Below are 23,394 nucleotides of genomic sequence, written 5' to 3'. Positions count from 1 at the left end.
GCCGTTACATATTCAGTCATAATGAGGAACAAACATGATAGATCAGAATTTATTAGATGCCGTTAAAAGCTATAGCGAAAATATGACACGTCCAATTACCTTTGTATTGGGTAATGGTACGCATGCAAAACGTGCAGAATTGGTAGATTTTTTGACCAAGATCGCTGGAACAACAGACAAAATCAACTTCGATGCAGAAGCAACTGACGATAGTTTGCCTAGTGCGATCAGTTTCAAAGTAGTCAGTCACATTGATGGCGCATCAAACGACACTGGTATCGTATTCAGCGGTATCCCAGGTGGTCATGAGTTTACGTCATTGATTTTGGCGATTCTGCAAGCGGGTGGTCATACGCTAAAGTTGGATGAAGGTATCCAAAAATTAGTTAAGCGTTTTAATAAGCCGCTACAGTTCCAGACCTACGTGTCATTGTCATGCCATAGCTGCCCAGAAGTCGTTCAGGCATTGAACCAGTTTGCGCTACTAAACGATGGTATCAGTAATGAGATGATCGACGGTGCATTATTCCAAGAGCAAGTAGAAGCGAACAAAATCCAAGGTGTACCAGCTGTATTTTTGAATGGTAAGCCATTTGCTAACGGCTTAATCGACACTGCTAAATTGATCGGAAAATTGCAAGAGCAGTTTCCTGACTTATTGTCAGAAGTAGAAGACGATGCTGAGCAATTAGAGCAGCAAGATGTCACTATCATCGGTGCTGGCCCTGCAGGTGTGGCCGCTGCCATTTATACAGCGCGTAAAGGCTTGAAAGTTACAATGGTCGCTGACCGTATCGGTGGACAAGTAAAAGACACGCAAGATATCGAAAACTTGATTTCAGTACCGCTAACTAATGGTACAGATTTATCGACTAACTTTGTCAAGCACTTGGCCGAATATAACATCACATTAAAAGAGCATGTGAGCGTTAAAGAAATTGGCGAGACTGAAGAAGAGAACTACAGTATCCACCTAAATACTGGTGAGACTTTTAATACTCGTAGTATCATCTTGGCGACAGGTGCTCAGTGGAGAAAGCTTGGTGTACCGGGTGAAGAAGAAAATATCGGTAAAGGAGTGGCTTTCTGTGCGCATTGTGATGGTCCATTCTTTAAAGGTAAAGATATCTCAGTGATCGGCGGTGGTAACTCGGGCGTGGAGGCAGCACTAGATTTGGCAGGTATCGTCAATCACGTTACTGTACTCGAGTTCGCTGATGAGTTAAAAGCTGACCAAGTACTGATCAATAAAGCCAAAGAAAAAACCAACATTGAGTTCATTACTGGTGCAGCGACACAAGAGATCAAAGCGACTGATGGCAAAGTATCGTCTATCGTCTACCAAGATCGCAGCACAGGTGAGACTCATGAGCGTGATTTATCAGGGGTGTTTGTACAGATTGGTTTAGTACCAAACACTGGATTCATCAAAGGCTTTGTTGATCTAAACCGCTTTGGTGAGATCGAAATCGATGAGCGCTGCCGTACAGATCGTAAAGGTATCTTTGCTTGTGGTGATGTAACCACCGTGCCATTTAAGCAGATTAACATTGCGATGGGTGAAGGTAGTAAAGCGGCATTGTCAGCGTTTGAATACTTGGTCATGCAGTAAGCCGTTCAGTTTAGTTTAAGCATAAAAGGCCACCTCGGTTGAGGTGGCTTTTTTGTGCTGTCGTATAAATACGTCTATATAAAAAAATCCTGATATTTAGAAAATAGACTCTTAAGTAAACAAATAACGCGATTTCACTCAGAAAATATCAGTATTTACGTTACAAATTCGACATTTGCATTACAAACTCGTGTTGTTGATGCAATAATGTATGCAATAAAACCTATCATAGCGTCATGAACTATAAGGAAAATAGGCATGGAATACATTGAAGCTTTTTTTGCCCTAATCGGGGATCTAACGTGGGGCTGGGCGCTCGTGCCTATGCTAATTATCTTTGGTTTATTATTTACCATCGTAGGTAGGTTCGCTCAGTTTAAATATTTTAAACGTATGTTCCGCGTATTTAAAACGGATGAGGTAGGTGACGACGGAATTTCTGCCCGTCAAGCGTTGCTCGTTTCTATCGGTGGACGTGTAGGCGGCGGTAACATTGCTGGTGTTGCTGTTGCCATCTCTTTAGGAGGTCCGGGAGCGGTATTCTGGATGTGGGTTGTCGCTTTAATTGGCATGATGACTAGCATTGTCGAGTGTAGCTTAGCGCAGCTTTATAAGCGTAGAGACACTGATGGTAACTTTCGCGGTGGCCCTGCAACCTATATTTTACATGGGTTAGGTAAAGACTATCGCTGGCTTGCCGTCATTTATGCTATTGCTTTACTACTGTCTTTCTCTATTGGGTTTATCGCGTTCCAAGGTAATACGGTGGCAGGTTCTGCGCTTGAAAGCTTTGGGATTGATCGCTGGATATCGGGTGTGGTGTTGGTCATTGCGGGTGGATTTATTGTCTTTGGCGGTATTCAGCGCATTGCAAAAGTAGCTGACGTTGTCATTCCTGTTATGGCATTAATCTATATTGGTATGGCACTTGTTGTTATATTGCTCAATGTCACAGAGCTGCCTACGTTGATGGTAATGATTGTTAAAAATGCATTTGGTATTGAGTCTGTCGTGGGCGGTGGTATTGGTGTGGCGATTGAGCAAGGTATGAAGCGTGGTTTATTCTCTAATGAAGCAGGTTTGGGTTCTGCGCCTAATATTGCTGCCACCGCTTATGCGACTCATCCTGTGAGTCAAGGTATCTCGCAGTCACTGTCTGTATTTATTGATACGATAATCGTATGTAGTGCCACCGCATTTATGATTTTACTGAGCGGCGTATATCAACCAGGTGCTGAAGTCGATGGTATTGTACTGGCCCAGCAAGCGTTAACGACTCAGCTTGGGAATTGGGCGCAGTATATTCTGACCATATCGCTATTGTTATTTACACTAAGTTCTATCATGTATAACTACTACATGGGCGAAAACGCTATTAATTTCTTGATCAAAAAGAATATTAAAAAAGCGACCTTGGTTTTACGAATTGTCGTAATGGCGATATTATTCTTGGGCGCAGTGGCTCCTGCCGCTACTACAGTATTCTTCTTCGCTGATCCGTTGATGGGCGTGCTAGCGCTAGCAAACTTACTGGCCTTGATTATGTTGTTTCCACGAGCTAAGCGTTTACTTGACGACTTTGCAAGTCAGTTGAAATCAGGGGTTAAAGAGCCGCTATTTGATGCAAAAGAGTATGAGAAGTTAGATCTCGATCTGAGCGCATGGGGCAAAAAAGCAGTAAAAGAGGCATTAGAGCAAAAGCAGTAGTACTTATACGCTTTATGTCTTATAAAAAAACCACTTTAACGTAGTTAAAGTGGTTTTTTTATGCAAGATACTATTTATTCGCCAATACGCCAACGACAGACAGTATCTCGCCTGCTTCATCTTCTTCAATAGTTCGAGTTTCTGTCAGTGCTGATTGTTGCCACGCCTGTATGTGTGGATGATTTAGCATGGTTTGGCAATACTGCTTGGTCAGTGGCTGCAAAGTAATATTGGACGTATCAGCATAAGTCTGTAATCGCAGCACCACTGGAGCAAAAAACACATCAGCTGCTGTGAAATCTCCGAATAAGAAACTGTCTGCTGAGCAATTTTTTAAACAATCGGCAAAGATGTCTTCGATACGAGTGATATCTGCTAAGCAAGCACTACTTGGTTGTATCTTAGCCGTTGCTCGTATATTCATCGGCATCTCGTTACGAATGCCTGTCAATCCCGAATGCATCTCAGCCACGATGCTTTGGCAATAGGCACTATTTATTCTACTTTGACTATTATGTCGTTTTTCAGCGTTAGATTTATCAATACCTGTCCAAATATCAATATCCGTAAAGTACTCATTGACATGCATAGCAATCGCTAAGGTGTCCCAAACGGTTACTTTATTATTATCTTCACCGTAGACTAAAATAGGTACTTTACCCGTTGGTGAATGCGCTTCGAGCGTTGGACGTGCTGATGGATGAAACAACTCAACAAGCTGCTCATCAAAATCAACATTGAACGCTTTGAGCAATAGCCATGCTCGTAGCGACCAAGATGAGTAGTTTCTATTCCCAATAATTAATAGCGGTTTTTGCATTATAGAGTCCTATTAAGCGATAACAGTAGCACTTTATTATGTACTCAATGTTGAGTATTGACCAGTCTATAACCCGAGCTATATTTCTATCATTTAAATCCTATTTCAAAAAAAGCACCCCTCCAATGTTTGGAAGGGCGCTTATTTAGAAGGACGTTTTTGTTTTTTCGCACGTACTATAATCAATTCTTGTTTTTGATTAGGAAAATAACAGGCAGCGCAACGACATACATCAGCACACCGTACAAAGCAGCAGGCAGCGCGATGACGGGTAGTGTGCTCACACCCATGATGATAGGGGCTAAGGTAATAGCCGTCGTGCTATTTTGGATACTGGTTTCTATCGAGATGGTTTTGGTATCAAACCAGCTTAGCTTTAGGACTCTAGAGATTAAGATACTAATAGCAAATAAAATAGCAATGATAAAGACCAGCTCTAAACCAATTTGAGTGAACTGTGATTGTAGTAATTGCCAGTTAGAGGCAATAGCAGCAAAGACAATTAAGACAAAAAACACGCTGGCCAAGCCGTTTAGAAGGCTGCTACGACGTACCATAAAGTCAGTAAATTTGTGGCGAGCAAGCATACCAAGAGATACAGGCAATGTGGTCAATAAGAACATGACTAGGCCAATCTTTATCGCGCTAATAGAGTTTGCCTGATCTTTCATAAAGTGATCAAAAGCCAACGTAATTAAAATGGGCAATGTAATGACCGATAGTATGCTGACCACACCAGTCAACGCGATAGAGAGCGCGACATTTCCTTTGGCATAGTAGGTCAGCATGTTGCTAGTGACGCCGCCGGGGCAAAAACTAATCAGCATAATTCCAAAAGCAATGGCTGGTGGCGGAGCCGTCACTAACACGACTGCGAGCGCAACCAACGGTACCAGCACAACTTGATTGATTAAACCAACAAAGAACGCTTTTGGATATTTGGCAATGACCTTAAAATCACTCAGTTTTAGCCCTGCTCCTAGAGTGAACATAATGTAAGCAAGGGCTATTGGCAGTAATGCTAGCGCGGTATTATTCATCAAACATTCCTTGTGAAACTAAAATACCATATCAAGATGGCGTTTTGAAAGTAAATAGCAGCGGGGCAACCTTGTCACCATATAGCTGCTCACATTCCATGTGTTTTGGTATTTAATCGTCTAGCTATTTAGGTGTCTCAACCACCAAGCTAGATCAAGCCTATCAATTGATAATAGCGGTATTACGCTCGTATAGTAACCCACTTGTCGTGACTATTGAGGTTGGTCGAGGTTGTTGGAAGCTATCGGGAAGTGATTGGGCTGTGACTAGGTAGTGATTGTACTGTTTGTAGTTAATGCAACTTTGAGCATAATGATAAGCGCAATAAAAAGCCCACAAGATTCTGTGGGCTAAATACGCTAACTTTCTAGTCTACTTATGTTGCACTAGTCATCTAGTAAATCCATTTGCTTAGCTGCTTCATAGATACCGTTTGAGCGGTTACCCGTGCGGCAAAAAATCAGCATTGGCTGCTCAGCTTGATTAAAGAAATCTGCAAACGTTTCGACGTGAGTTTGATTCAGCTCATTACCTGCAAAAGAAATCTCTTTATAAGCAAGACCAGCTTCTTTGGCTGCTGCTTCGATTTCGGCACTGGTTGGCTGATTTGGTTCTTCACCATCAGGACGGTTATTGATAATGGTTTTGAAACCATTTTCGGCAATCATAGGCACTTGGTCAGGCGTGATTTGTCCGGTAAAGCTAACTTCATGGCTCATAAGAGCTCCTTTTTTTTATTGGTGTTGTTGGGTTTATAAAACGTGTTAGTTCGAGCTATGGCTGTTATAACAGGCCTTGCATCAATGCGCTTTGGTATAGTAGCTTGGCGCGTGCCCCAGTACCGCAAAACATTAATATAGGCTTAGGCATTGAGTGATAAAAATCGGCAAACTGCTCGACCGTTAGCATACTTAGGCGCTCATCATCAAACGGCAAATGCTGATACGCTAGGTTTGCCTGTTCGGTAGCCGTTGCCAAATCGCAGCTATTAGGCTGTGTCTCAATCTCGGCATCTGGCCGAATATTAAGCACTGAGCGATAACCAAGCTCAGCAATCTTAACGCATTGGCTTGGGTATATTTGCTTATAAATCGTTAAATCATCGGTCATAAAATAGGTTCAGTTATATGTGTTAAAGTATATTTATTATTGAAGTTTGGGCTAAGAATATCAAAGGACTATAAATCAGCATTTTTTACACCGATTTCTAGGTTAATTGATTCCTTATTTAGTGCGTCTAGCATAACACAGGCGCTATCATAGCGATATTGTGTTGTAGGCCACAATAGTAATTGAGGTTGAGTGAAATTAATGTAGCAGCAGCTTTGTTGTGGTCAAACTATAGATTATTTTAATGCATCGACAGCATCTAAGGTGCTTAGATAGACTTGCCCTGATAGCTCGCTAATCAATGGGGTGTGACCGATGATGTCCATCACAGGACCTTTGATAAAGCTAAAATGTAAGCGCTTGTTCTGTAACGCCAATTCGTGGTTTAGGGTGCAAAGCATTTCTTGGGCGGTCAGATCTATATGATTGACGGCGGCCATAATCAATATGATTTCATTAGCATCGGGATATTGCTGCATGGCATTGAGGATACGTCGATGTACAGATTCACTATTACCAAAGAATAAACTCTCATCAATACGTAACATCAATAAGTTGTCAAAAGTTACGACATCATGGCGATTGATATTACGAAAATGTCCTGTACCACCCAACTGTCCAACGACAGCCACGTGCGGCTTACTCGACTGCCAGATAAGACTGGCGAATGACACCATTAGACCAATGACCAGTCCCGTGTTTAGTCCAAATATAAGCACACCGACGAACGCTGCTAAAAAGCTAGCACCATCTAAGCGATCGCGCTGCCATGCAGATTTCAACGTCGCAATATCTATTAGGCCAATGATGGAGGCCATGATGGTTGCGCCCAGTAGTGCATAGGGTAGTGGGGCAAGCGCATTGCTAAAGGCTATGAGTGCGGCAATCATTATCAGTACGGTGACGAGACTGGCAAGTGGTGTCTTCGCGCCTGAATCGGCATTGATAGCTGTACGCGAAAAGCCACCCGCAACCGCAAAACTTTGGAACAGTCCACCAGACAGGTTGGCCAGCCCAAGTCCAGTCAGTTCACGATTGGCATCAAAGCTCTCACCACGCAAGCGAGCATAGGTGCTGGCAACTGAACTGCTCGACACAAATACGATCAGTGCCATCAATCCTGCGGTTGGCAATAGCTTTAGCGCTTCTTGTAGGTCTGAGATATGCGGTAACGTAAAGCTCGGCAGACCTTGTGGAATACGACCGATGGTCGCGACACCATGCGTGCTCCAATGCAGTGCCATACTAAGTACGATAGCAATGCCAAGTAGAATAAGCGGAAATAAGCGCTCTGCCCATTTGGCATACGACGATGATAGCCACGTCTGCCATATCCACTCACTTGCATAGCGATTGGCAACCAATAGCGCAAATGCGGTAATACCGATAGCTAAGGTCAATGGATGCAGCTGGCTGGCATAGCGTTGCATGGTAGTCAAATACCCAATCAAACTATTGCCAGTGACCGGAATATCGGTCAGATATTTGAGCTGACTGACAAATATAAGAACCGCTGCACCGCTTACAAACCCTGCAGACACGCCGCGACTGATAAACTGCATGATCCAGCCAAGTTTTAACCGTCCTGCTATCCATAGCAGTGCACCTACCATCAGTGCCAATAGGCTAGCCATCAGTGCATACTGTTCAGTACCTTGCTCAGCGTAAGGCAGTAGGCCACTGGCGGTCATGATGGCGGTAATGGCAACAGGTCCTACGGCTTGCACGTTGCTAGAGCCGAGCCACGCATAAACGAGGACAGGTACGATCGCTGCATATAGGCCATAGACAGGCGGCAGTCCTGCAAGCACTGCGTAACCTAGGCTCTGCGGTATGACCAACACACCCACCACTATGCCTGCAACGAGATCAGTCGGCAACGCTGAGAGCTGGTATTGACGCAGCCAAGCTGGAATCAGACGAGCGACGATAGAGGACATATCAATCACCACAGTAGATAGTACAAATAATTAGGCGAGGGCGACGTTATTCTGCTTTGGCACAAAAACGTTGATACAGCAGATCGAGTACAGCTAGCGCATCCTCGCTTGCGATACTATAGTAAATTTGCTTACCTTCGCGGCGTGTGGCGACCAGTTCGTCTTTACGCAATATACCCAATTGCTGCGATAAGCTCGGCTGTCCAACCCCGACCAAATCCTCAAGCTCACCGACGCAATATTCACCTTGAGTCAATTGACAAAGAAGAAGCAGGCGATCAGGATGCGATAGCGACTTTAGTAGTTGGCTGGCTTGTAGCGATGCTTGCTGCATTTGCTTGGCAAGATCGGCAGGTACTAAATCTGCAGTATCAGATGACCCATCGACAGTGGTACTGCGAGTAGGTGTACCTTCGGCTGAAATAGAAGTAGTCAGAACAAATTCCTTACATTAGAGGGTAACAAATACCATGATGTTTTGAACAATATATAGTTGATTATCAATGATATCACGCCACATAGCAAGTTATCATTAATTACATTATATAAATTGATAAATTGTATGGTGGTTGTTATATTGGTGGCATCAGATAAGTCGTAGGAACGCATTATATACGACTGAATATCATACTTAAGGGTTAATTAAAGATAAAAATTCCTATAACCAAAATATGTATAAATAACTTATGTATAAATAATTAAAGAGGCCGCCATGCAAGTTCATTCTTTTTTAGATAGCGATACAGAAACCTATACCCACGTACTTGCTGATACTGAGCAAAAACTATGCGCCATTGTCGATCCTGTATTGAACTTCGATGCTAAGTCAGGCCGAACCAATACTAGTAGTGTCGATGAAGTGATTGAGTTTGTACGTGAGCAAGATTGGACGCTCAAGTACATTATTGAAACTCATGCGCATGCAGATCATTTATCTGCCGCCATCCATGTAAAAGAAAGCCTTGGCGGACAGTTAGTCATCGGTCAGCATATCACCGAAGTACAAAAAATCTTTAAGCAAATTTTTAACTTTGACACTAGCTTCCGCACTGATGCCAGCCAGTTTGATATTCTGACAGACGAAGGTGAGACCTTAGAGCTTGGTAAAATTACTATCACTGCGATGTATGTACCCGGTCATACGCGTGCCGATATGGCCTATCTAGCCGCTGATGATGAGAAAACAGTGGTATTCGTTGGAGATACGTTGTTTGCGCCTGACGTCGGTACAGCGCGCTGTGATTTTCCTGGTGGCGATGCCAAAACGCTTTATCAGTCTATTCAAAAGCTGCTAGCACTTTCTGAAGATACCGTCATGTATCTGTGTCATGATTATCCGAGCAAAGGTCGTCAGCACTGCCCAACGACGACAGTAGCCGCACAAAAACTAGAAAATATCCATGTCAAAGACAGTATAAACGAAGCAGAGTTTGTGCAGATGCGTGAGCGCCGTGATGCGACTTTAGATATGCCTCGCCTTATCATTCCTGCTGTACAAATCAATATCGATGCCGGACATTTTCCCGAGCCAGAGGACAATGGTACGCGCTATCTAAAAGTACCGATCAACGTCCTTGGTGGATAAGTCAAACAGTTTAATAACTGAAAGTCATTACCCGATGCAGCTCTACGTAAGTATCGTATGATTGATATCTATAAGAATGCTAACCTGTAGACTGTCCATTTTTAGATGCTATGTATGACCACCTGCAAGCGCTAAGTGCGGCAATAACTGGAGAGAGCAATGAACCCTTACGAGCGCTATGTGTTGCCAAAGATGATAGATATTGCCTGTAGTACGGGCAATGTAATGAAAGCGCGCTCTAAAATTGTTCCGCAAGCGCTCGGTAAGGTGTTGGAGATTGGCATTGGTAGCGGTCTGAATTTACAGTTTTATGATGCCAACAAAGTCTCTTCTATTATCGGTGTGGATCCAGCGGCTCAAATGCAGTCGCTGGCTCGTGAGCGTGCAGCTGGCATTGGCATTCCGGTTGAAATGGTAGCCGTCGATGTACAAGGTATCCATGCTGATACGGATCAATTTGATACGATTGTGATGACTTTTACCTTGTGCAGTATTGATGACCCAGTAGCCGCGCTCCGAGAAATGGCGCGCGTGCTAACACCTAGCGGTCGCTTACTATTTTGTGAGCATGGACTGGCACCAGATTTTTCTGTTGAGCGTTGGCAGCATCGATTGACACCTTTTTGGAAACCTATAGCAGGTGGGTGTCATTTAAATCGCGATATTCCGGCGCTTATTAGAGAAGGTGGTTTTGCTATTGATGAGTTGAGCGAAGCGTATTTGCCCGGTCCACGGCCGATGAGCTATGTGTATAGCGGTGTGGCACAGCAACTGGCATAAAGGATGAGTATAATTAACTATGCTAAAATTATTTACCAATCAACGCGACGAGACTATAACTACAGCAAGCAACGTAAATAGCCTTTAGATAAGAGCGTTCATAAACAGTATTTGAAACAATAAAATAATTAGAATAGGAATTAAATAATGAGTGAGCAAAGTTTTCATCTAGTATGCCCACATTGCCAAGCAACCAACCGTGTGCCTGCTGCACGATTAAGCGCTGCGCCAAAATGCGGTAAATGTGGTCAGCCATTATTAACTGCTAGTCCGCATGAGCTAAATGCGCAAACAACCAATAAGGTTATCCAAAAGAACGATGTGCTGACTATCGTGGATTTTTGGGCGAGTTGGTGTCAACCTTGTATTATGATGGCGCCAGAGTTCAAGAGCGTGGCTAGCCAATTGCCACAAGTGGTCTTCGCCAAGGTGCAAACGGATAAATACGAGCAGGCAGCCGCTCCTTACAATATTCGCAGCTTACCAACGATGGTTGCTTTTAGAAATGGTAAAGAAATCGCGCGACAATCAGGTGCGCTACCAAGTCATCAAATCATCCAGTGGGTGCAAAGCTTACAGTCGTAGTATGAGCCAGATAAGTCTGTTTATCATCCAAACTATTTATACAAATACTCATGTTTTCTTACAGAAAACCGCAGCAATAAAAAAGCCAATACGCGATCTGCATATTGGCTTTTTTACGGTGTCATGTACTATTTTACGGTGTCATACACCATCTTAGTCGTTTAGATAGCTTTGCACTTGCTTAAGCTTATTCACCATAAATCTTGATGCCATTGGCAAAGCTACAACGTTGAATACGGGCCGATTGGACAATTGCATCACGCTCACCGTAGAGACGTGATAATTTTGCGTCGCGTGCTTTGGTATTGTTGCTCTTGCCCAGACCAAAGCTGATATTTGGCGAGATACCCCAGCGTCCGGCAGAGACGCCTACACCGACGCCTGATGCCGATAGCGTAGATTGCTCGTTACGTGCCGCTTCGACATAGCGGTTGACGCGAGTGTACTCTTGGCTAAGTGCTTGGCAATTATAATTTTGATAAGTACTCGGCGGTACATATTGCGGGGTGATGTTACCAGTAGAGGCACAGCCTGAGAGCGCAAAAATGCCAGCTAGTAGTGTCGCTGTCGTAAACGTTTTCATAATGGCTCCAGTGGCTAAGTGATTGTATTTATATCTATTTAAGATAGCAAAAATAGCGCGATTAAGATATTGAAAATCCATCGATGATGAAAAATTTTCGTATCATGTCATCAACATATCGACAGCTTTCTAAAACGGTTGCTTATTAAAACAGAAAATCGCTTATTAAAATAAGTTTGCTGGTTTGGCAAAGGCAAGTATTACGATCCCGATATAAGCAACGGCAGCGATAAGAATACCTGTTTTTCTTTGCACAGGTGTCGCATCAACCTTAAACGCTTTGATACTTGAGCTAATAGCAGCGATCAGTAAGATGATTTTGGCAAACACCCACTGTACAGGAGCGTTGGCACCCATCAATTGCATTAGCATCATTGCACCTGACAGGATAAGCAGGGCATAGATAATATGTGTGGCTATTTTGACTGCTCGTGGTGCGCGTCTATCTGCGCTGAGTACTAAGTAGCTTTGATATAAAAATAGCGCAACAGTCAGCGCTGCCATCAGCATATGTAGATGTTTCATTGAATATTGCTCCCTCTAAAACTGCAGTATATAGGCTAATTTAGAATAGTTAGTTGCGATTCAAACATAATCGGCTATTTGTTTTGACCAGCACATAATGGACTCGCAGGGCTTTGACCTTGCCATTCTGTCGGAGTATAGGCATGGATAGCGAGGGCATGTACTTGGCCGCCTTGTGAAGTGAGTAAAGGCGTGACTAAGCCATATATAAGCTGATGACGCCCGACCAGTCTTTTGCCTTCAAATGCATCGCTAACGATAGTGAGCTTGAAGTGGCTTTCTTTACCTTCAAAGTAACCAGCATGCGACATTGACTCATTGATCAGTTCAATATGCTGCGGCGCAAGCGCCTGTAATTCGGTATGAAGTGCGTCGGCAGTAGGTGTAGTACTCATAACAATCCTTCAGTGTGTTTTTCGCAATTTGATTGAGCAATCTGCAAATAATATTTATCGACATTATAACAGACACGGTAAGTGGCATAGAGTGTGATTGCCAAATCGCCTAATTGCAAACCCTGCTGATTACAGTGCTTATCAACTGCAATGCTTATCAATGATAAAGCCTGTAATGTCTGGCTATAACTAAAAAAACAAAGCACAACGCTTTGGCTGTACTTTGCTTCTATGATATTTAAACAGGTACTGCTAAAACCTAAAAGTCGCTAATTAGCTACTTATTAGCGGCGCGACTGTTGATATAGAGGCGTAACTTTTGGCATCAATGACTGTAACTCTGCGATACGGCTGCTGCTCGTTGGGTGAGTGCTGAGGAATTGTGGTGGCTCACCCTGGCTTGCTTTTTGCATTTTTTGCCAAAGCGTAACAGCCGCCTGAGGGTTATAACCTGCACGTGCCATCAGCTCAAGACCGATCTGATCGGCTTCACTTTCTTGAGTGCGACTGTGGGGTAGGCTCAAACCTAAATTGCCCGCAGTACCAGCTAACTCAGCCTGTCCTTGTGACAAGCCAAATATACTAGCAGCCAGACCAATACCAGTTTGGGTTGCATACTCGCGTGATAGACGCTCGCGTGAATGCTCACGTAGTGCATGAGAGATTTCATGACCCATGATGGCAGCAATCTCATCATCAGTGAGGTTCAGACGATCGATGATGCCTGAATAAAACATAATCTTACCACCCGGCACTACAAAGGCATTTAGATCGTTGGACTTGATGGTGTGTACTTCCCATTGCCACTTGGCTGCATCAGCGCGATAGACGCCAACTTGACCGACTAGACGGTTCGCAATATTTTTTAAGCGGTTTAGCTGAGCGGTATTGGTATCTAGCACACCTTTTGATTTTGCGTCTTGTATTGTTTTGGCATAGCTTTGGGCAGATAGTGCCAATACTTGCTCACTAGACACTAATAGTAACTGCTGACGATCAACACCAACTGCGCCAGAATTGGTAGTGCTGGTACAACCAGTTAAGGTCAGTGCTGACAACGAAGCGGCCATCACTGTCGTGGTTAATAACTTCTTCATAAAAATATCCTCTCGATAAGATGGAAAAACGTAAAGTCAAACAAGTTAAAAAAATAGTGCAGCAGATGTGGGAACCGTGTTTATTAATCTTTTAGTAAGGCTCATTCATCTGCTTAAACAGTAAAAGTCTACCTTAACTGCCATTGGACATAAGTATAATAATGTTAACCACTTAAAACCAAGATAGGAAAAGTAACAATAAAGCGTATGATTGTAAGTGCGATATGTTTTTATTAGAGTGAAAATAGTGAGTTTTTCTTTTATCAATTGTCTTATGACTGTTGTAAAGTTAAAGGAAATAGAGCTCAGACTTAAAGTTCTATAATTAATGTGAAATATTTTTTATATTATCAAAATTAATTCCTGTTTTTAAATCAATTGCTTATGTTGATTTTCCCTGTAAAAAGGGCATCTGGCTAAAAATATTAGAAATAAATTCTAAAAAAGGTGTTGACACCCACAGAATATTTGCTAAAATAGCCAGCCTATCGAGACGGAGTAGTTGTTAACAACGCTACAGATTGATACTAAGCGGGAATAGCTCAGTGGTAGAGCATAACCTTGCCAAGGTTGGGGTCGAGAGTTCGAATCTCTTTTCCCGCTCCAAATATGGCTTGAAAAAGCGTAAAAAGCCTCACTTCACAGTGAGGCTTTTTTTTATGTGTAAAATCTGTCCTAAGTCAGCGGATAGTGGAAATATAGAAAGCAAAAACTAGAGCTAATTATCAGCAAGACAAAGATTATCAATATTGAAGAATAGATGCGCACCCCCGAATACCTGAGCAAACTAAACCTATAGCAACATAAGGGTATCCAATGCCACCAAAACCGCTTACATTAATCAGTGCCAAGCTCGCCTTTATCATATCCGCCATCGTTATCGGTATCATGGGTATCACCATGATCGGCTTTGGCTGGGTGCCTCATCTGTCTCTTATCCTCGCCATCTGTGTACTACTGGCTATCGGTATGTATAAAGGTCTGAGCTTTGATGACATGCAAGCTCAAATGGCCTCAGGTGTCATGCGTGGTATTGGTGCTATCTATCTGTTCTTCTTTATCGGACTGATGGTTGCGGCTCTGATGATGTCAGGAGCGATTCCTACACTGATGTATGTAGGCTTTCAGCTGATCTCACCTGAGTATTATTATATCTCTGCCTTTATCTTGACCTCTATTATCGGTATTGCATTGGGTAGTAGTTTGACGACTGCAGCTACTTTGGGCGTGGCGTTTATTGGTATGAGCAATGCCTTTGATGCCAATGTGGCGATAGCGGCTGGGGCTGTGGTTTCAGGTGCGTTCTTTGGCGATAAGATGTCGCCATTGTCGGATACCTGTACGATTGCGTCTTCAGTAGTGGGTATTGATCTGTTTGAGCACATTCGTAATATGATGTATACGACAGTACCTGCGTGGATACTGACGGTGATCTTATTTTGGATGTTCTCAGGGCAGACGACCAGTGCTGATCTGAGTCAAGTGAAGATATTGCAAGGTCAGTTAATAGACAGTGGTTTGGTACATGGGTATTCGGTACTGCCGTTTGTGGTATTAGTCGGACTAGCACTGTTTCGGGTCAATGCGATTTATACGATTATCTGTACGATTGCCGCGGCACTTATTATTACTTATGTACATAGCTCACCAAGCTTTGGTCAATTGGGCGGTTATCTGTTTGCAGGGTATGCTCCTGCTGAGTCATTAGAGCTAGGGGAAGTAGGTGGTATGCTGTCGCGTGGCGGTGTACAGAGTATGTTCTTTACTCAGGCGATTGTGATACTGGCATTAAGCTTAGGTGGTCTGTTAACGGCACTAGGGATTTTGCCTGCACTGCTATCTGGTATTAAAGACACATTGACGACTTCAGGCCGAGCGATATTTGCGGCAGCGATGTCGGCACTAAGCATTAACGTACTGATTGGTGAGCAGTATTTGAGCATCTTATTGTCTGGTACGGCATTCCGTTCAACATTTGAGCGTCTACACTTACATCCAAAGAATCTGTCTCGGACGATTGAGGATGCAGGAACGGTGATTAATCCATTAGTGCCTTGGAGTGTGTGCGGGGTGTTTATCAGTCAGGCGCTAGGGGTACCGGTATTAGATTATCTGCCTTATGCGTTCTTCTGTTATTTGTCGTTACTGTTGACACTGCTATTCGGGTTTACGGGGATGACGATTAGTAGAGTGAAAGAGGGGACGGCGACCCAAAATCAATAGCAATTGATATCGTTAGGGATAATAAGAGTGTTGATTAATATTGATCCCAGTACGGATTGTCACCGAATTGCTCGGTAATAAAATCAATCAAGTAGCGACAACGCTGTGACAAAAAACGATTTTTTGGATAAACAGCATAAGCGGTTAGGGTTGGCAGTTGATAGTGTTGGAAGACAGGTACAAGCTCGCCAAGCGCCAGTTTTTTATAAGCAATAAAAGTCGGCACAAAGGTAATCCCATGCCCTTTGACTGCCAAATCCACTAAAAACTCACCATTGGTGGCTTTGATTTTAGCATCTATCGTACGATGATGACTTCTGCCTTCAGCATCCACCAAGTTTATACTATTGGTTTGACCGAGACTGTATTGCAAAAGCGCATGGTTGTCTAAATCGTCTAGCGTTTCAGGCGTGCCCATTCTTGCCAAATAATCGGGACTGGCGCAAATCACACAACGAATCAATGCCAATTTTTTTGCTTGATAGCTAGAATCTTGTAGCTCGCCGATTCGAATGGCCAATTCATAGCCTTCTTCAATCAAATCGATACGTCGGTCAGAAAAATCCAGATCAAATCTCAGATTGGGATGCTTATTGGCGTATTTATCAATTACATCGTTCAGATGCATGAGTCCAAAGGACAACGGCGCTGTCATTTTTAGCGTACCTTCAATACGCATGGGAGCGTCAGTAGTATGCTCATTGACAGCGTCAACCGCACGCAAGATATTGTTCACTTGCTGATAATATTGCTCACCAGCTTGCGTCAATTTAGATTGGCGGGTAGTACGGCTGATTAATTGACTGCCTAAACGCTCTTCCAATTCTTTAAGTCGGCGACTGACGGCTGATTTTGCAATATTTAACTGCTCAGCAGCCTTGGTAATACTACCTGCCTCAACAATGCGTACAAACATCGCCATGTCTTCTAATTGACCCATTATCGATGCCTCATGATTGTTCTTACACCAAGAACTTATATTTGTGATTATTGCTGTTTATCCCATGCTAGTCAACGCCTATAATCGCGCTATTCTCTACTTAGAGACATGATTAAACATACTTTTGGAGCGTTATTATGGACAAGTTACAGCAATTTAGCGCACCGCTCGGTCGTCTATTATTATCAATCATTTTCATCTTTGCAGGCATTGGTAAAATCACAGATTATGCGACCACTCAAGGCTATATGGAGTCAGTAGGTGTGCCTGGTATGTTATTACCATTGGTAATCGCGTTTGAGGTACTAGGTGGTATCGCTATCTTGCTAGGTTATAAAGCTCGCCCAATCGCTTTCTTGTTTGCTGGCTTTAGCATCGTGTCAGCCATTATTTTTCATCAGTTCTGGACTGATGAATCACAGATGATCTCATTTATGAAAAACATTTCGATCGCAGGTGGGTTTTTGATGATTTTTGCTCATGGTGCGGGTGCTTACTCAATAGATAATAAGCGATAAACAATCATTAGCTGAGTTACCTCTTATACGCTTACGAAGAACAATCATAAAAGGGTAGTTTCGAATAAAGAGCGTCATAAACAATTTCACAGAAAATTTCAACAGCAGACAGTTTTTATATAAGCATAACTTAAAGTAATTTATATAAAGTTAGCTGTGCTAATATATGTAAAAAATCTGTATTACGTTAAAACTGCTCTGATTGTTCCACAAAACAGAATAGTTAATTGCATTTAGTGTTGTTTATCTATGTAGAATTAATAATTATAATAAGCCCATTGTTTAAATAGATTAATCGATAATAAGTATATAGAGGATTAATCTGTTGATAGCTAAGGACAAATTATGAAAACAATCTATCATGCAGCAGACTCACGTGGCGATGCCAATCATGGCTGGCTTAAAAGCAGGCATACCTTTAGCTTTGCCAATTATCACAATCCTGAGCGCATGGGCTTTGGTGCCTTACGCGTTATTAATGATGATTTTGTCATTGGCGGTCAAGGGTTTGGCAATCACTCGCACCGTAACATGGAAATTATTAGTATTCCTCTATCCGGTAAGCTCGCTCACGGCGATAGTATCGGCAACGAGGGCGTCATAGAAACTGGTGAAATTCAAGTGATGTCAGCGGGTACAGGCATTACCCATAGTGAAATGAATGGTGACGATGCAGAGGCTGTGAGGTTTTTGCAGATTTGGGTGATACCAGACAGAATGGATGTCGCACCGCGTTATCAGCAAGTGCATATGGGCGATATCATGCGACCTAACGAGTTTAGCCAAGTGCTATCACCTAATGCTAATGATGCAGGGGTTTGGATTCATCAAGATGCTTGGTTTAGCATGGGTGATTTTGACGAAGGTATATCGCAAACTTACCAATTAAATAATCCTAACAACGGTGTCTACGTATTTGTCCTCAGCGGTGAAGTCGTAATAGATGGTAATACTTTGGTTAGTAGAGATGGTTTGGGTATTTGGGATACTCAGAGTTTTACGATGGACGCAACAGTAACTAGCCGTGTGCTAGTGATGGAAGTACCGCTATTTATGTAGTCAAGAACAAAGTGCTTTATCAATTAAAGTACTCATACCAATAAATATTAACGCTAAAAATTATTTTTATTAACAACTATTTTACTAACAACATGGAGAAACACTATGTCAGATTTAACAACATTACAGCAGCTAGCAGAAAAACGTCGTTCTATCTATGCGCTAAGCAACCAGCTACCAGTAGCTAATGACGAAATCGTGAAAATAGTTGAGCATGCTATTTTGCACACGCCATCTTCGTTTAACTCGCAATCAACGCGCATTGTTGTATTGTTCGGCGATGATCATCGTAAGTTGTGGGACATGACCGAAGATACATTACGCGAAATCGTTGGTGACGAAGAGAAGTTTAAATCGACCAAAGAGCGTGTCAATGGTTTCCGTAATGGTGCTGGTACTGTATTGTTTTTCGAAGATCAAGCAGTCGTTAGAGGTATGCAAGAAGCAGCGCCACTATATGCTGACAACTTCCCAATCTGGGCAAGTCAAACCAGCGCCATGCATCAGTATGTTATCTGGACGGCACTAGCCAGTATCGATGTTGGCGCAAACTTACAGCACTACAATCCAGTAATCGATCAAAAAGTAGCTAGCGCTTGGGATATCGATAAAGACTGGACGCTAAATGCACAATTGGTATTTGGAACGATTGAGCAGCCAGCGGGCGAAAAAGCATTTAAGCCAGTCGAAGAGCGTATGAAAGTTTTTGGTGCTTAATATAAGTTAGTTTATTCTATTTTATATAGTCCTAAAATCTTAATAGCCCCAAAAGCTCAATAGTCCCAAAAGCTTACGTAAAACAAAAAGCGCCACTCAGTAATTGCTAGGTGGCGTTTTTTTATTGGTGACATTATTTTGTTAAGGGTAACAGTTGTAGATGTTATCAATAGCCTACAGCTAAGCTAAATTCCTGCAAAAATTACGCAGAGATTAACGACTATTTACGCTGCATCAAACTATTAGCCACCCATGCTGGACCGATTAATAGAAACTGTAAATCCTTAAAGAAAGAAGGTTTTTTGCCTTCGATTTTATGCCCGATGAATTGTCCAATCCATGCAACGATAAATACCGCTGCCCACGCTTTAAAGCCCCATGGCATCGCTGCCATCACTGATAGACAGATAAGAATAAACATCCCCATCGCTAAAAACAGTGGCGTAGATAAACGCATATAAAATAGTAATACCAATGCGCTAAGCACCAAGGTAAACCACACAGATAATGACATACCCATACCTAGCAGACTAACAAAGATCGTCGGTACACATAGCCAATGGATTTTTTTATTGACCAAGTTTTGATGACTGACAGAGTACTCACTAAGCCATTGCTCTAGCGTACGTTTGGACATTTTTGGTTGACGAGACATACTAACCTCCCTGTTAGTAAATAAGATAAATAACTCATACTCGCTAATGGACTCGCTACTAATCTCAGTATGAAGACAATTGTTAATATCAGTTGTAGCACTAATTGCGCCTGTCTACCACGTTATCTGATAGACGGTACAGTCAATTTCACTTGTACTATTGATACTATATCAGCAAGATTTTATTCAAACTTCCAAGGGGTTTTGTATAAGAGACGCGTTATCCTTGCTCGCTGCGATGCCATTCATACAGGCCGATAAAGGCGTTTACTTGATACACCATAGTCTGAATAGCAAAGATATAGTTACCAGACATCAGATTCACGATGAGCCAGACAAAGTTGACGATAATCCACAACCACCAGTTAAACGAATATCGCAAAATCATAGCTGCCTGAGCGGTAATAGAAAGCACAAAGGCAATGACGTTAATCCAAAAGAAAGAGATAAATCCCAAAAACAGACTACTATCATCCTCTACGACTGCATAGCCGTAGCTCGCTAGTAGATCATTTATCGTGGGAAACAAGGCAAGACCAATGACGATAAATGCAGCGGTGATTAACCAAACAGCTTTACTCGCTGATTTGGGTATCATGTCGCCATCAGGATCGGTGTGTTTGGACCAATAGAAGATACCGTAAACATGGGTAAAAAAGTTAAATAATGGAGCAAGCATTAAGCCTACTGCGCCAGACGTTGCCTGTACGATGACTTCGCCAGCCGTTGCCCCCATACCAAAGCCATTGCCCATGACGTTTTTGCGAAATGATAGCGAGACTACGCAAACCAAACCAATGAACGAGACCGCTAAATAAAACCAATCAAGCGTGGTATGGTCTGTCGTGAGCCAAAAACCTGCGGACAAAGCAATAACACCGCAAATAAACCAAATGATAATCCATTGCATCGCCCATTTTCCGGTGATGTTGTCCAAGAGCTGAATACGCATCGCTTTTCCCCTAAAGTAAATACTGATATCAATATAGTGCTAACTACTATGTGCTAGTTAAATAAAGTGTGCTAGTGAATAAATTATTATAAATATGCTCAGTACAGTTTATGATTTTTTGCCATAGATATATTGATCAATCAATAACAATGCTTGCTGATAGCGAGCGTCATAGTCGGGCTGATCAATCATATGCGGTGCAATATCGTGACGCGCAAAAATATCTATCAAACGCTGCTCAAAGCGTCCACGCGCTTCAGGCGTACCCAAAGATCGCATACCATCGTCAACCCATGGAGTATTGTTGTCTAGCATGATGGTGTGGTCTAAACGAAACTCATCAATACAAGCAGCCACAAAAGGATGCGTGCGACCCTCGTATTCTTCACAAAATGCTTGCGTAGTGACAAAGTCAGTATCAACGATGGTGATAGGGGCCGTTGCATTGGCTTTAGCTTCTCGGATTGCCTCAGCGTGATCAAGACAAATAGGGCCATAATCACTATATTGCAGGCCAACCTCGCTACCACCCAAATCTGTACCGACATACAAACGACCCATTTCTAGGGCAAAGCTGGCACCATAATAATTGGCAAGCTTATGGACTAGCGTTGTCTTACCTGAGCTTTCACCGCCGACGATAGCAACAGTCTTGGTATAGTCGACGCGGGCTTGCGGATGAAGTTCTGACCAATAGGCGACTGGATCACGCGCAATGGCATAAGAATCAAATTCCGGCTGTAGCGGCGTAGTAACGACTGGCAAAAGCAACTGCTCTTGTATGTCATTGCGAGTGAGCGGATGGTTGTCCGCCATAAACAATACAGTCTCTGTTGATAGTGATAAGGCGTCCATCAAACGTTGTAATTTGACATTACTAGCATCGACATCAATACTGACATCATCACTGGCACTATACAGATGTTCGTGCAGCGGTAGCTCGATCTCATGAGTAGTATGAATATGAATAAATGGCAAGTCGACACAGGCCATCTGTAGCCAACGTGCTTTGTCTTGTAAGGTGATGGTAAAATCAGGATGCGGCAATGGATGCGCCATAATAACGATATGCAAGGTTTTGGCTTGTCCTGCTGCATCCAATATGCTGCGCATCTGCCCTAAGTGCAGGGGCTCGAAATGTCCAATCATCAATCCAGTGTCGTACATAGTTATCCTTATTATTTTTTATTCTAATCTCAGTGTTCCATGTCTATTTCAAAAACTACGACTAATACTGTTTGAGTTGAATGAGCCAAACTAGACATCTATCAAGATCCAAAGTAGACACCTATTAAGAATCGTAATACCAACCACGTTTTTTACTTCTACTATTCTTCGTAAAGGTACTTTACCTAATAGTTGAGCAGTGTCCTAGTTTTTATCATAGAACATCTGAAAACCTAAATTGCTTATCAGCATGGTATAAAGCTTTTAGATGATTTGCAGGTGGGTTATTGTAAAAATAAGGTATATCGAACGTACAAGGAATCGCACGTTTTTTAATTGAGAATTTTTTAACTGAGTAAAATTGGTTAGCTAAAATATTATTCAGACTATCAAAAGTTTGACTCAATTTTAGCGTTATAAAGCCAGCTTATCTCTTTGATTAAATTAAAAATAACGAGATACGTGAAGCTAAATTGCAAAGTTATAGCAACAAAGGTAGTTTTGAAACATTTTGAAATAACTATTTAAAATCAGGGGCTTGCATGGTGCTATGACAGATTAGGGTAAGCTTGAGTAGCATAAACTCACAAAGTACTGCTATACCTTCAACAGATAAATCCTGAATTATTGATATACTGATTCGTAAGTTAGCAAAGAAAGATAATGTTTTAGCTAAATACGTAAGACAATCAAAAAATAGAATAAAAAATAAACAAGAATAGAAAAAAGAGAGGTATTTGATTTGGCTAAGTTAGCAAAATTACATCGCTCACCAAATAATCGCATGATAGCAGGTGTGATGGGTGGCATTGCAGAATATGCTGGTTGGTCGCCAACATGGGTGAGAGTATTATTCGTAATCATCTCATCGTTAAGCGCAGCAGTACCAGGCATTTTAATTTATATCATCTTATGGATAATTATGCCAAAAGCAAATAGTCAGTCTTATCAATAGCAAGAGCCTGATAGTTATTTTTAAGATTAGCTTTTTTAAGTCAGTTAAAGAGTCAAGTTTAAGTTAGACGTAGTTGCTAAAAACAGTAGACCTCTAAAAAATAAAAAGCCTGATCAATCAGGATGCCCAAGATACAATTTTCCTCCTGCCCGAATGCTAGCGCATTTGGGTATTTTTTTATTTATTGTATTAGTACGACTTCCATGATGATTTGCCTAAAAATACGCTATACAACTGAGGTTTTGTGCCCACTATGCAAATTTAGTTGATGTAAATATGGATAAAATAGTCAATTTTTAGTAAGGTGAGCAGGCAGATAGAGTCGTTACCGAATAGGTCGCGCGAGCGCTATCAGAGATTTATTTAATAATACTCATTTCACAGTGGCTTTACTATGAAAACCGAAACTATGACATCCCAAGCGATAA

The 23,394-nt window shown here is 42.2% G+C and carries 24 protein-coding genes and 1 tRNA gene; 11 read left to right on the top strand and 14 right to left on the bottom strand.

Translation table 11 applies throughout. The features are described 5' to 3' along the window. Window positions 1-34 precede the first annotated feature (34 nt). Together ahpF and AK824_RS11030 are read left to right on the top strand one after the other, a co-directional pair. Entirely contained in the window at window positions 35-1,612 is a 1,578-nt protein-coding gene (ahpF, locus tag AK824_RS11035) for an alkyl hydroperoxide reductase subunit F (protein ID WP_057761530.1), read from the top strand. 258 nt (window positions 1,613-1,870) lie between these two features. Continuing rightward, window positions 1,871-3,319, top strand: a complete 1,449-nt coding sequence (locus AK824_RS11030) for an alanine/glycine:cation symporter family protein (protein ID WP_057761528.1) — start codon at window positions 1,871-1,873, stop codon at window positions 3,317-3,319. Window positions 3,320-3,389: 70 nt separating this feature from the next. Here the strand turns inward: AK824_RS11030 and AK824_RS11025 are convergent, their stop codons facing one another. The 6 genes from AK824_RS11025 to AK824_RS11000 form a co-directional block, all read right to left on the bottom strand. Then, window positions 3,390-4,139 carry a glutathione S-transferase family protein gene (locus AK824_RS11025; protein ID WP_057761526.1) on the bottom strand — a complete coding sequence of 250 codons (750 nt, stop codon included), beginning with the start codon at window positions 4,137-4,139 and terminating at the stop codon, window positions 3,390-3,392. A 182-nt stretch (window positions 4,140-4,321) separates the two neighbouring features. Then, window positions 4,322-5,179, bottom strand: coding sequence for a bile acid:sodium symporter family protein (locus AK824_RS11020; protein ID WP_057761524.1), 858 nt, complete (start codon window positions 5,177-5,179; stop codon window positions 4,322-4,324). A 387-nt stretch (window positions 5,180-5,566) separates the two neighbouring features. Continuing rightward, complete coding sequence (locus tag AK824_RS11015; protein WP_057761521.1) at window positions 5,567-5,899, bottom strand: protein tyrosine phosphatase family protein; 333 nt, start codon at window positions 5,897-5,899, stop codon at window positions 5,567-5,569. Window positions 5,900-5,963: 64 nt separating this feature from the next. Continuing rightward, complete coding sequence (locus AK824_RS11010; RefSeq protein WP_057761519.1) at window positions 5,964-6,290, bottom strand: protein tyrosine phosphatase family protein; 327 nt, start codon at window positions 6,288-6,290, stop codon at window positions 5,964-5,966. 236 nt (window positions 6,291-6,526) lie between these two features. Further along, on the bottom strand, window positions 6,527-8,230 hold the full coding sequence (locus AK824_RS11005; RefSeq protein WP_057761518.1) for a SulP family inorganic anion transporter: 1,704 nt from the start codon (window positions 8,228-8,230) through the stop codon (window positions 6,527-6,529). Between the two features lie 46 nt (window positions 8,231-8,276). Next, window positions 8,277-8,564, bottom strand: a complete 288-nt coding sequence (locus tag AK824_RS11000) for an ArsR/SmtB family transcription factor (protein ID WP_057761516.1) — start codon at window positions 8,562-8,564, stop codon at window positions 8,277-8,279. A 378-nt stretch (window positions 8,565-8,942) separates the two neighbouring features. Between AK824_RS11000 and AK824_RS10995 the strand changes: the two genes are divergently transcribed. The 3 genes from AK824_RS10995 (at window position 8,943) to trxC (ending at window position 11,180) form a co-directional block, all read left to right on the top strand. Beyond that, a complete protein-coding gene (locus tag AK824_RS10995) occupies window positions 8,943-9,815 on the top strand; it encodes an MBL fold metallo-hydrolase (RefSeq protein WP_057761514.1) in 873 nt (290 codons plus the stop codon). Window positions 9,816-9,974: 159 nt separating this feature from the next. Beyond that, on the top strand, window positions 9,975-10,595 hold the full coding sequence (locus tag AK824_RS10990; RefSeq protein ID WP_057761512.1) for a class I SAM-dependent methyltransferase: 621 nt from the start codon (window positions 9,975-9,977) through the stop codon (window positions 10,593-10,595). Between the two features lie 147 nt (window positions 10,596-10,742). Continuing rightward, on the top strand, window positions 10,743-11,180 hold the full coding sequence (trxC, locus tag AK824_RS10985; protein WP_057761510.1) for a thioredoxin TrxC: 438 nt from the start codon (window positions 10,743-10,745) through the stop codon (window positions 11,178-11,180). Between the two features lie 187 nt (window positions 11,181-11,367). Here the strand turns inward: trxC and AK824_RS10980 are convergent, their stop codons facing one another. From AK824_RS10980 to AK824_RS10965, 4 genes are all read right to left on the bottom strand, one after another. Continuing rightward, complete coding sequence (locus AK824_RS10980) at window positions 11,368-11,763, bottom strand: hypothetical protein (protein WP_057761508.1); 396 nt, start codon at window positions 11,761-11,763, stop codon at window positions 11,368-11,370. A gap of 165 nt (window positions 11,764-11,928) precedes the next feature. After that, complete coding sequence (locus AK824_RS10975; RefSeq protein WP_057761505.1) at window positions 11,929-12,288, bottom strand: SirB2 family protein; 360 nt, start codon at window positions 12,286-12,288, stop codon at window positions 11,929-11,931. Window positions 12,289-12,362: 74 nt separating this feature from the next. After that, entirely contained in the window at window positions 12,363-12,683 is a 321-nt protein-coding gene (locus AK824_RS10970) for a BolA family protein (protein ID WP_057761504.1), read from the bottom strand. 284 nt (window positions 12,684-12,967) lie between these two features. Continuing rightward, the gene (locus tag AK824_RS10965) at window positions 12,968-13,780 is read right to left on the bottom strand and encodes a M48 family metallopeptidase (protein WP_057761502.1); all 813 of its coding nucleotides are present in this window, start codon (window positions 13,778-13,780) and stop codon (window positions 12,968-12,970) included. 531 nt (window positions 13,781-14,311) lie between these two features. On the opposite strand from AK824_RS10965, the gene AK824_RS10960 reads away from it, so the two are divergent. Together AK824_RS10960 and AK824_RS10955 are read left to right on the top strand one after the other, a co-directional pair. Continuing rightward, window positions 14,312-14,386, top strand: a tRNA-Gly gene (locus tag AK824_RS10960). A 210-nt stretch (window positions 14,387-14,596) separates the two neighbouring features. Beyond that, window positions 14,597-16,003, top strand: coding sequence for a Na+/H+ antiporter NhaC family protein (locus AK824_RS10955; protein ID WP_057761500.1), 1,407 nt, complete (start codon window positions 14,597-14,599; stop codon window positions 16,001-16,003). 34 nt (window positions 16,004-16,037) lie between these two features. Here the strand turns inward: AK824_RS10955 and AK824_RS10950 are convergent, their stop codons facing one another. Then, complete coding sequence (locus AK824_RS10950; RefSeq protein WP_057761498.1) at window positions 16,038-16,943, bottom strand: LysR family transcriptional regulator; 906 nt, start codon at window positions 16,941-16,943, stop codon at window positions 16,038-16,040. 137 nt (window positions 16,944-17,080) lie between these two features. Between AK824_RS10950 and AK824_RS10945 the strand changes: the two genes are divergently transcribed. From AK824_RS10945 to AK824_RS10935, 3 genes are all read left to right on the top strand, one after another. Then, complete coding sequence (locus AK824_RS10945; RefSeq protein WP_057761496.1) at window positions 17,081-17,461, top strand: DoxX family protein; 381 nt, start codon at window positions 17,081-17,083, stop codon at window positions 17,459-17,461. Between the two features lie 345 nt (window positions 17,462-17,806). Continuing rightward, a complete protein-coding gene (locus AK824_RS10940; protein WP_057761495.1) occupies window positions 17,807-18,520 on the top strand; it encodes a pirin family protein in 714 nt (237 codons plus the stop codon). Between the two features lie 105 nt (window positions 18,521-18,625). Next, window positions 18,626-19,237: a nitroreductase family protein gene (locus AK824_RS10935; protein ID WP_057761493.1), complete on the top strand. Its 612-nt coding sequence runs from the start codon at window positions 18,626-18,628 to the stop codon at window positions 19,235-19,237. Window positions 19,238-19,457: 220 nt separating this feature from the next. Here the strand turns inward: AK824_RS10935 and AK824_RS10930 are convergent, their stop codons facing one another. The 3 genes from AK824_RS10930 to nadR all read right to left on the bottom strand — a co-directional run bounded on the left by AK824_RS10930 (window position 19,458) and on the right by nadR (window position 22,011). Beyond that, window positions 19,458-19,892 (bottom strand): Mpo1 family 2-hydroxy fatty acid dioxygenase, encoded by a 435-nt coding sequence (locus AK824_RS10930; RefSeq protein WP_057761491.1) that lies wholly within the window; start codon window positions 19,890-19,892, stop codon window positions 19,458-19,460. 220 nt (window positions 19,893-20,112) lie between these two features. Beyond that, window positions 20,113-20,844 carry a nicotinamide riboside transporter PnuC gene (gene pnuC / locus AK824_RS10925; protein ID WP_057761488.1) on the bottom strand — a complete coding sequence of 244 codons (732 nt, stop codon included), beginning with the start codon at window positions 20,842-20,844 and terminating at the stop codon, window positions 20,113-20,115. A gap of 108 nt (window positions 20,845-20,952) precedes the next feature. Next, window positions 20,953-22,011 carry a multifunctional transcriptional regulator/nicotinamide-nucleotide adenylyltransferase/ribosylnicotinamide kinase NadR gene (gene nadR / locus AK824_RS10920; RefSeq protein ID WP_057761487.1) on the bottom strand — a complete coding sequence of 353 codons (1,059 nt, stop codon included), beginning with the start codon at window positions 22,009-22,011 and terminating at the stop codon, window positions 20,953-20,955. A 742-nt stretch (window positions 22,012-22,753) separates the two neighbouring features. Between nadR and AK824_RS10915 the strand changes: the two genes are divergently transcribed. Further along, window positions 22,754-22,966 carry a PspC domain-containing protein gene (locus AK824_RS10915; RefSeq protein WP_057761485.1) on the top strand — a complete coding sequence of 71 codons (213 nt, stop codon included), beginning with the start codon at window positions 22,754-22,756 and terminating at the stop codon, window positions 22,964-22,966. The last annotated feature ends 428 nt before the right edge of the window (window positions 22,967-23,394 follow it).

Source organism: Psychrobacter sp. P11G3 (assembly GCF_001435845.1).
Lineage (GTDB): Bacteria > Pseudomonadota > Gammaproteobacteria > Pseudomonadales > Moraxellaceae > Psychrobacter.
This window is presented reverse-complemented; position numbering and strand designations above follow the sequence as displayed.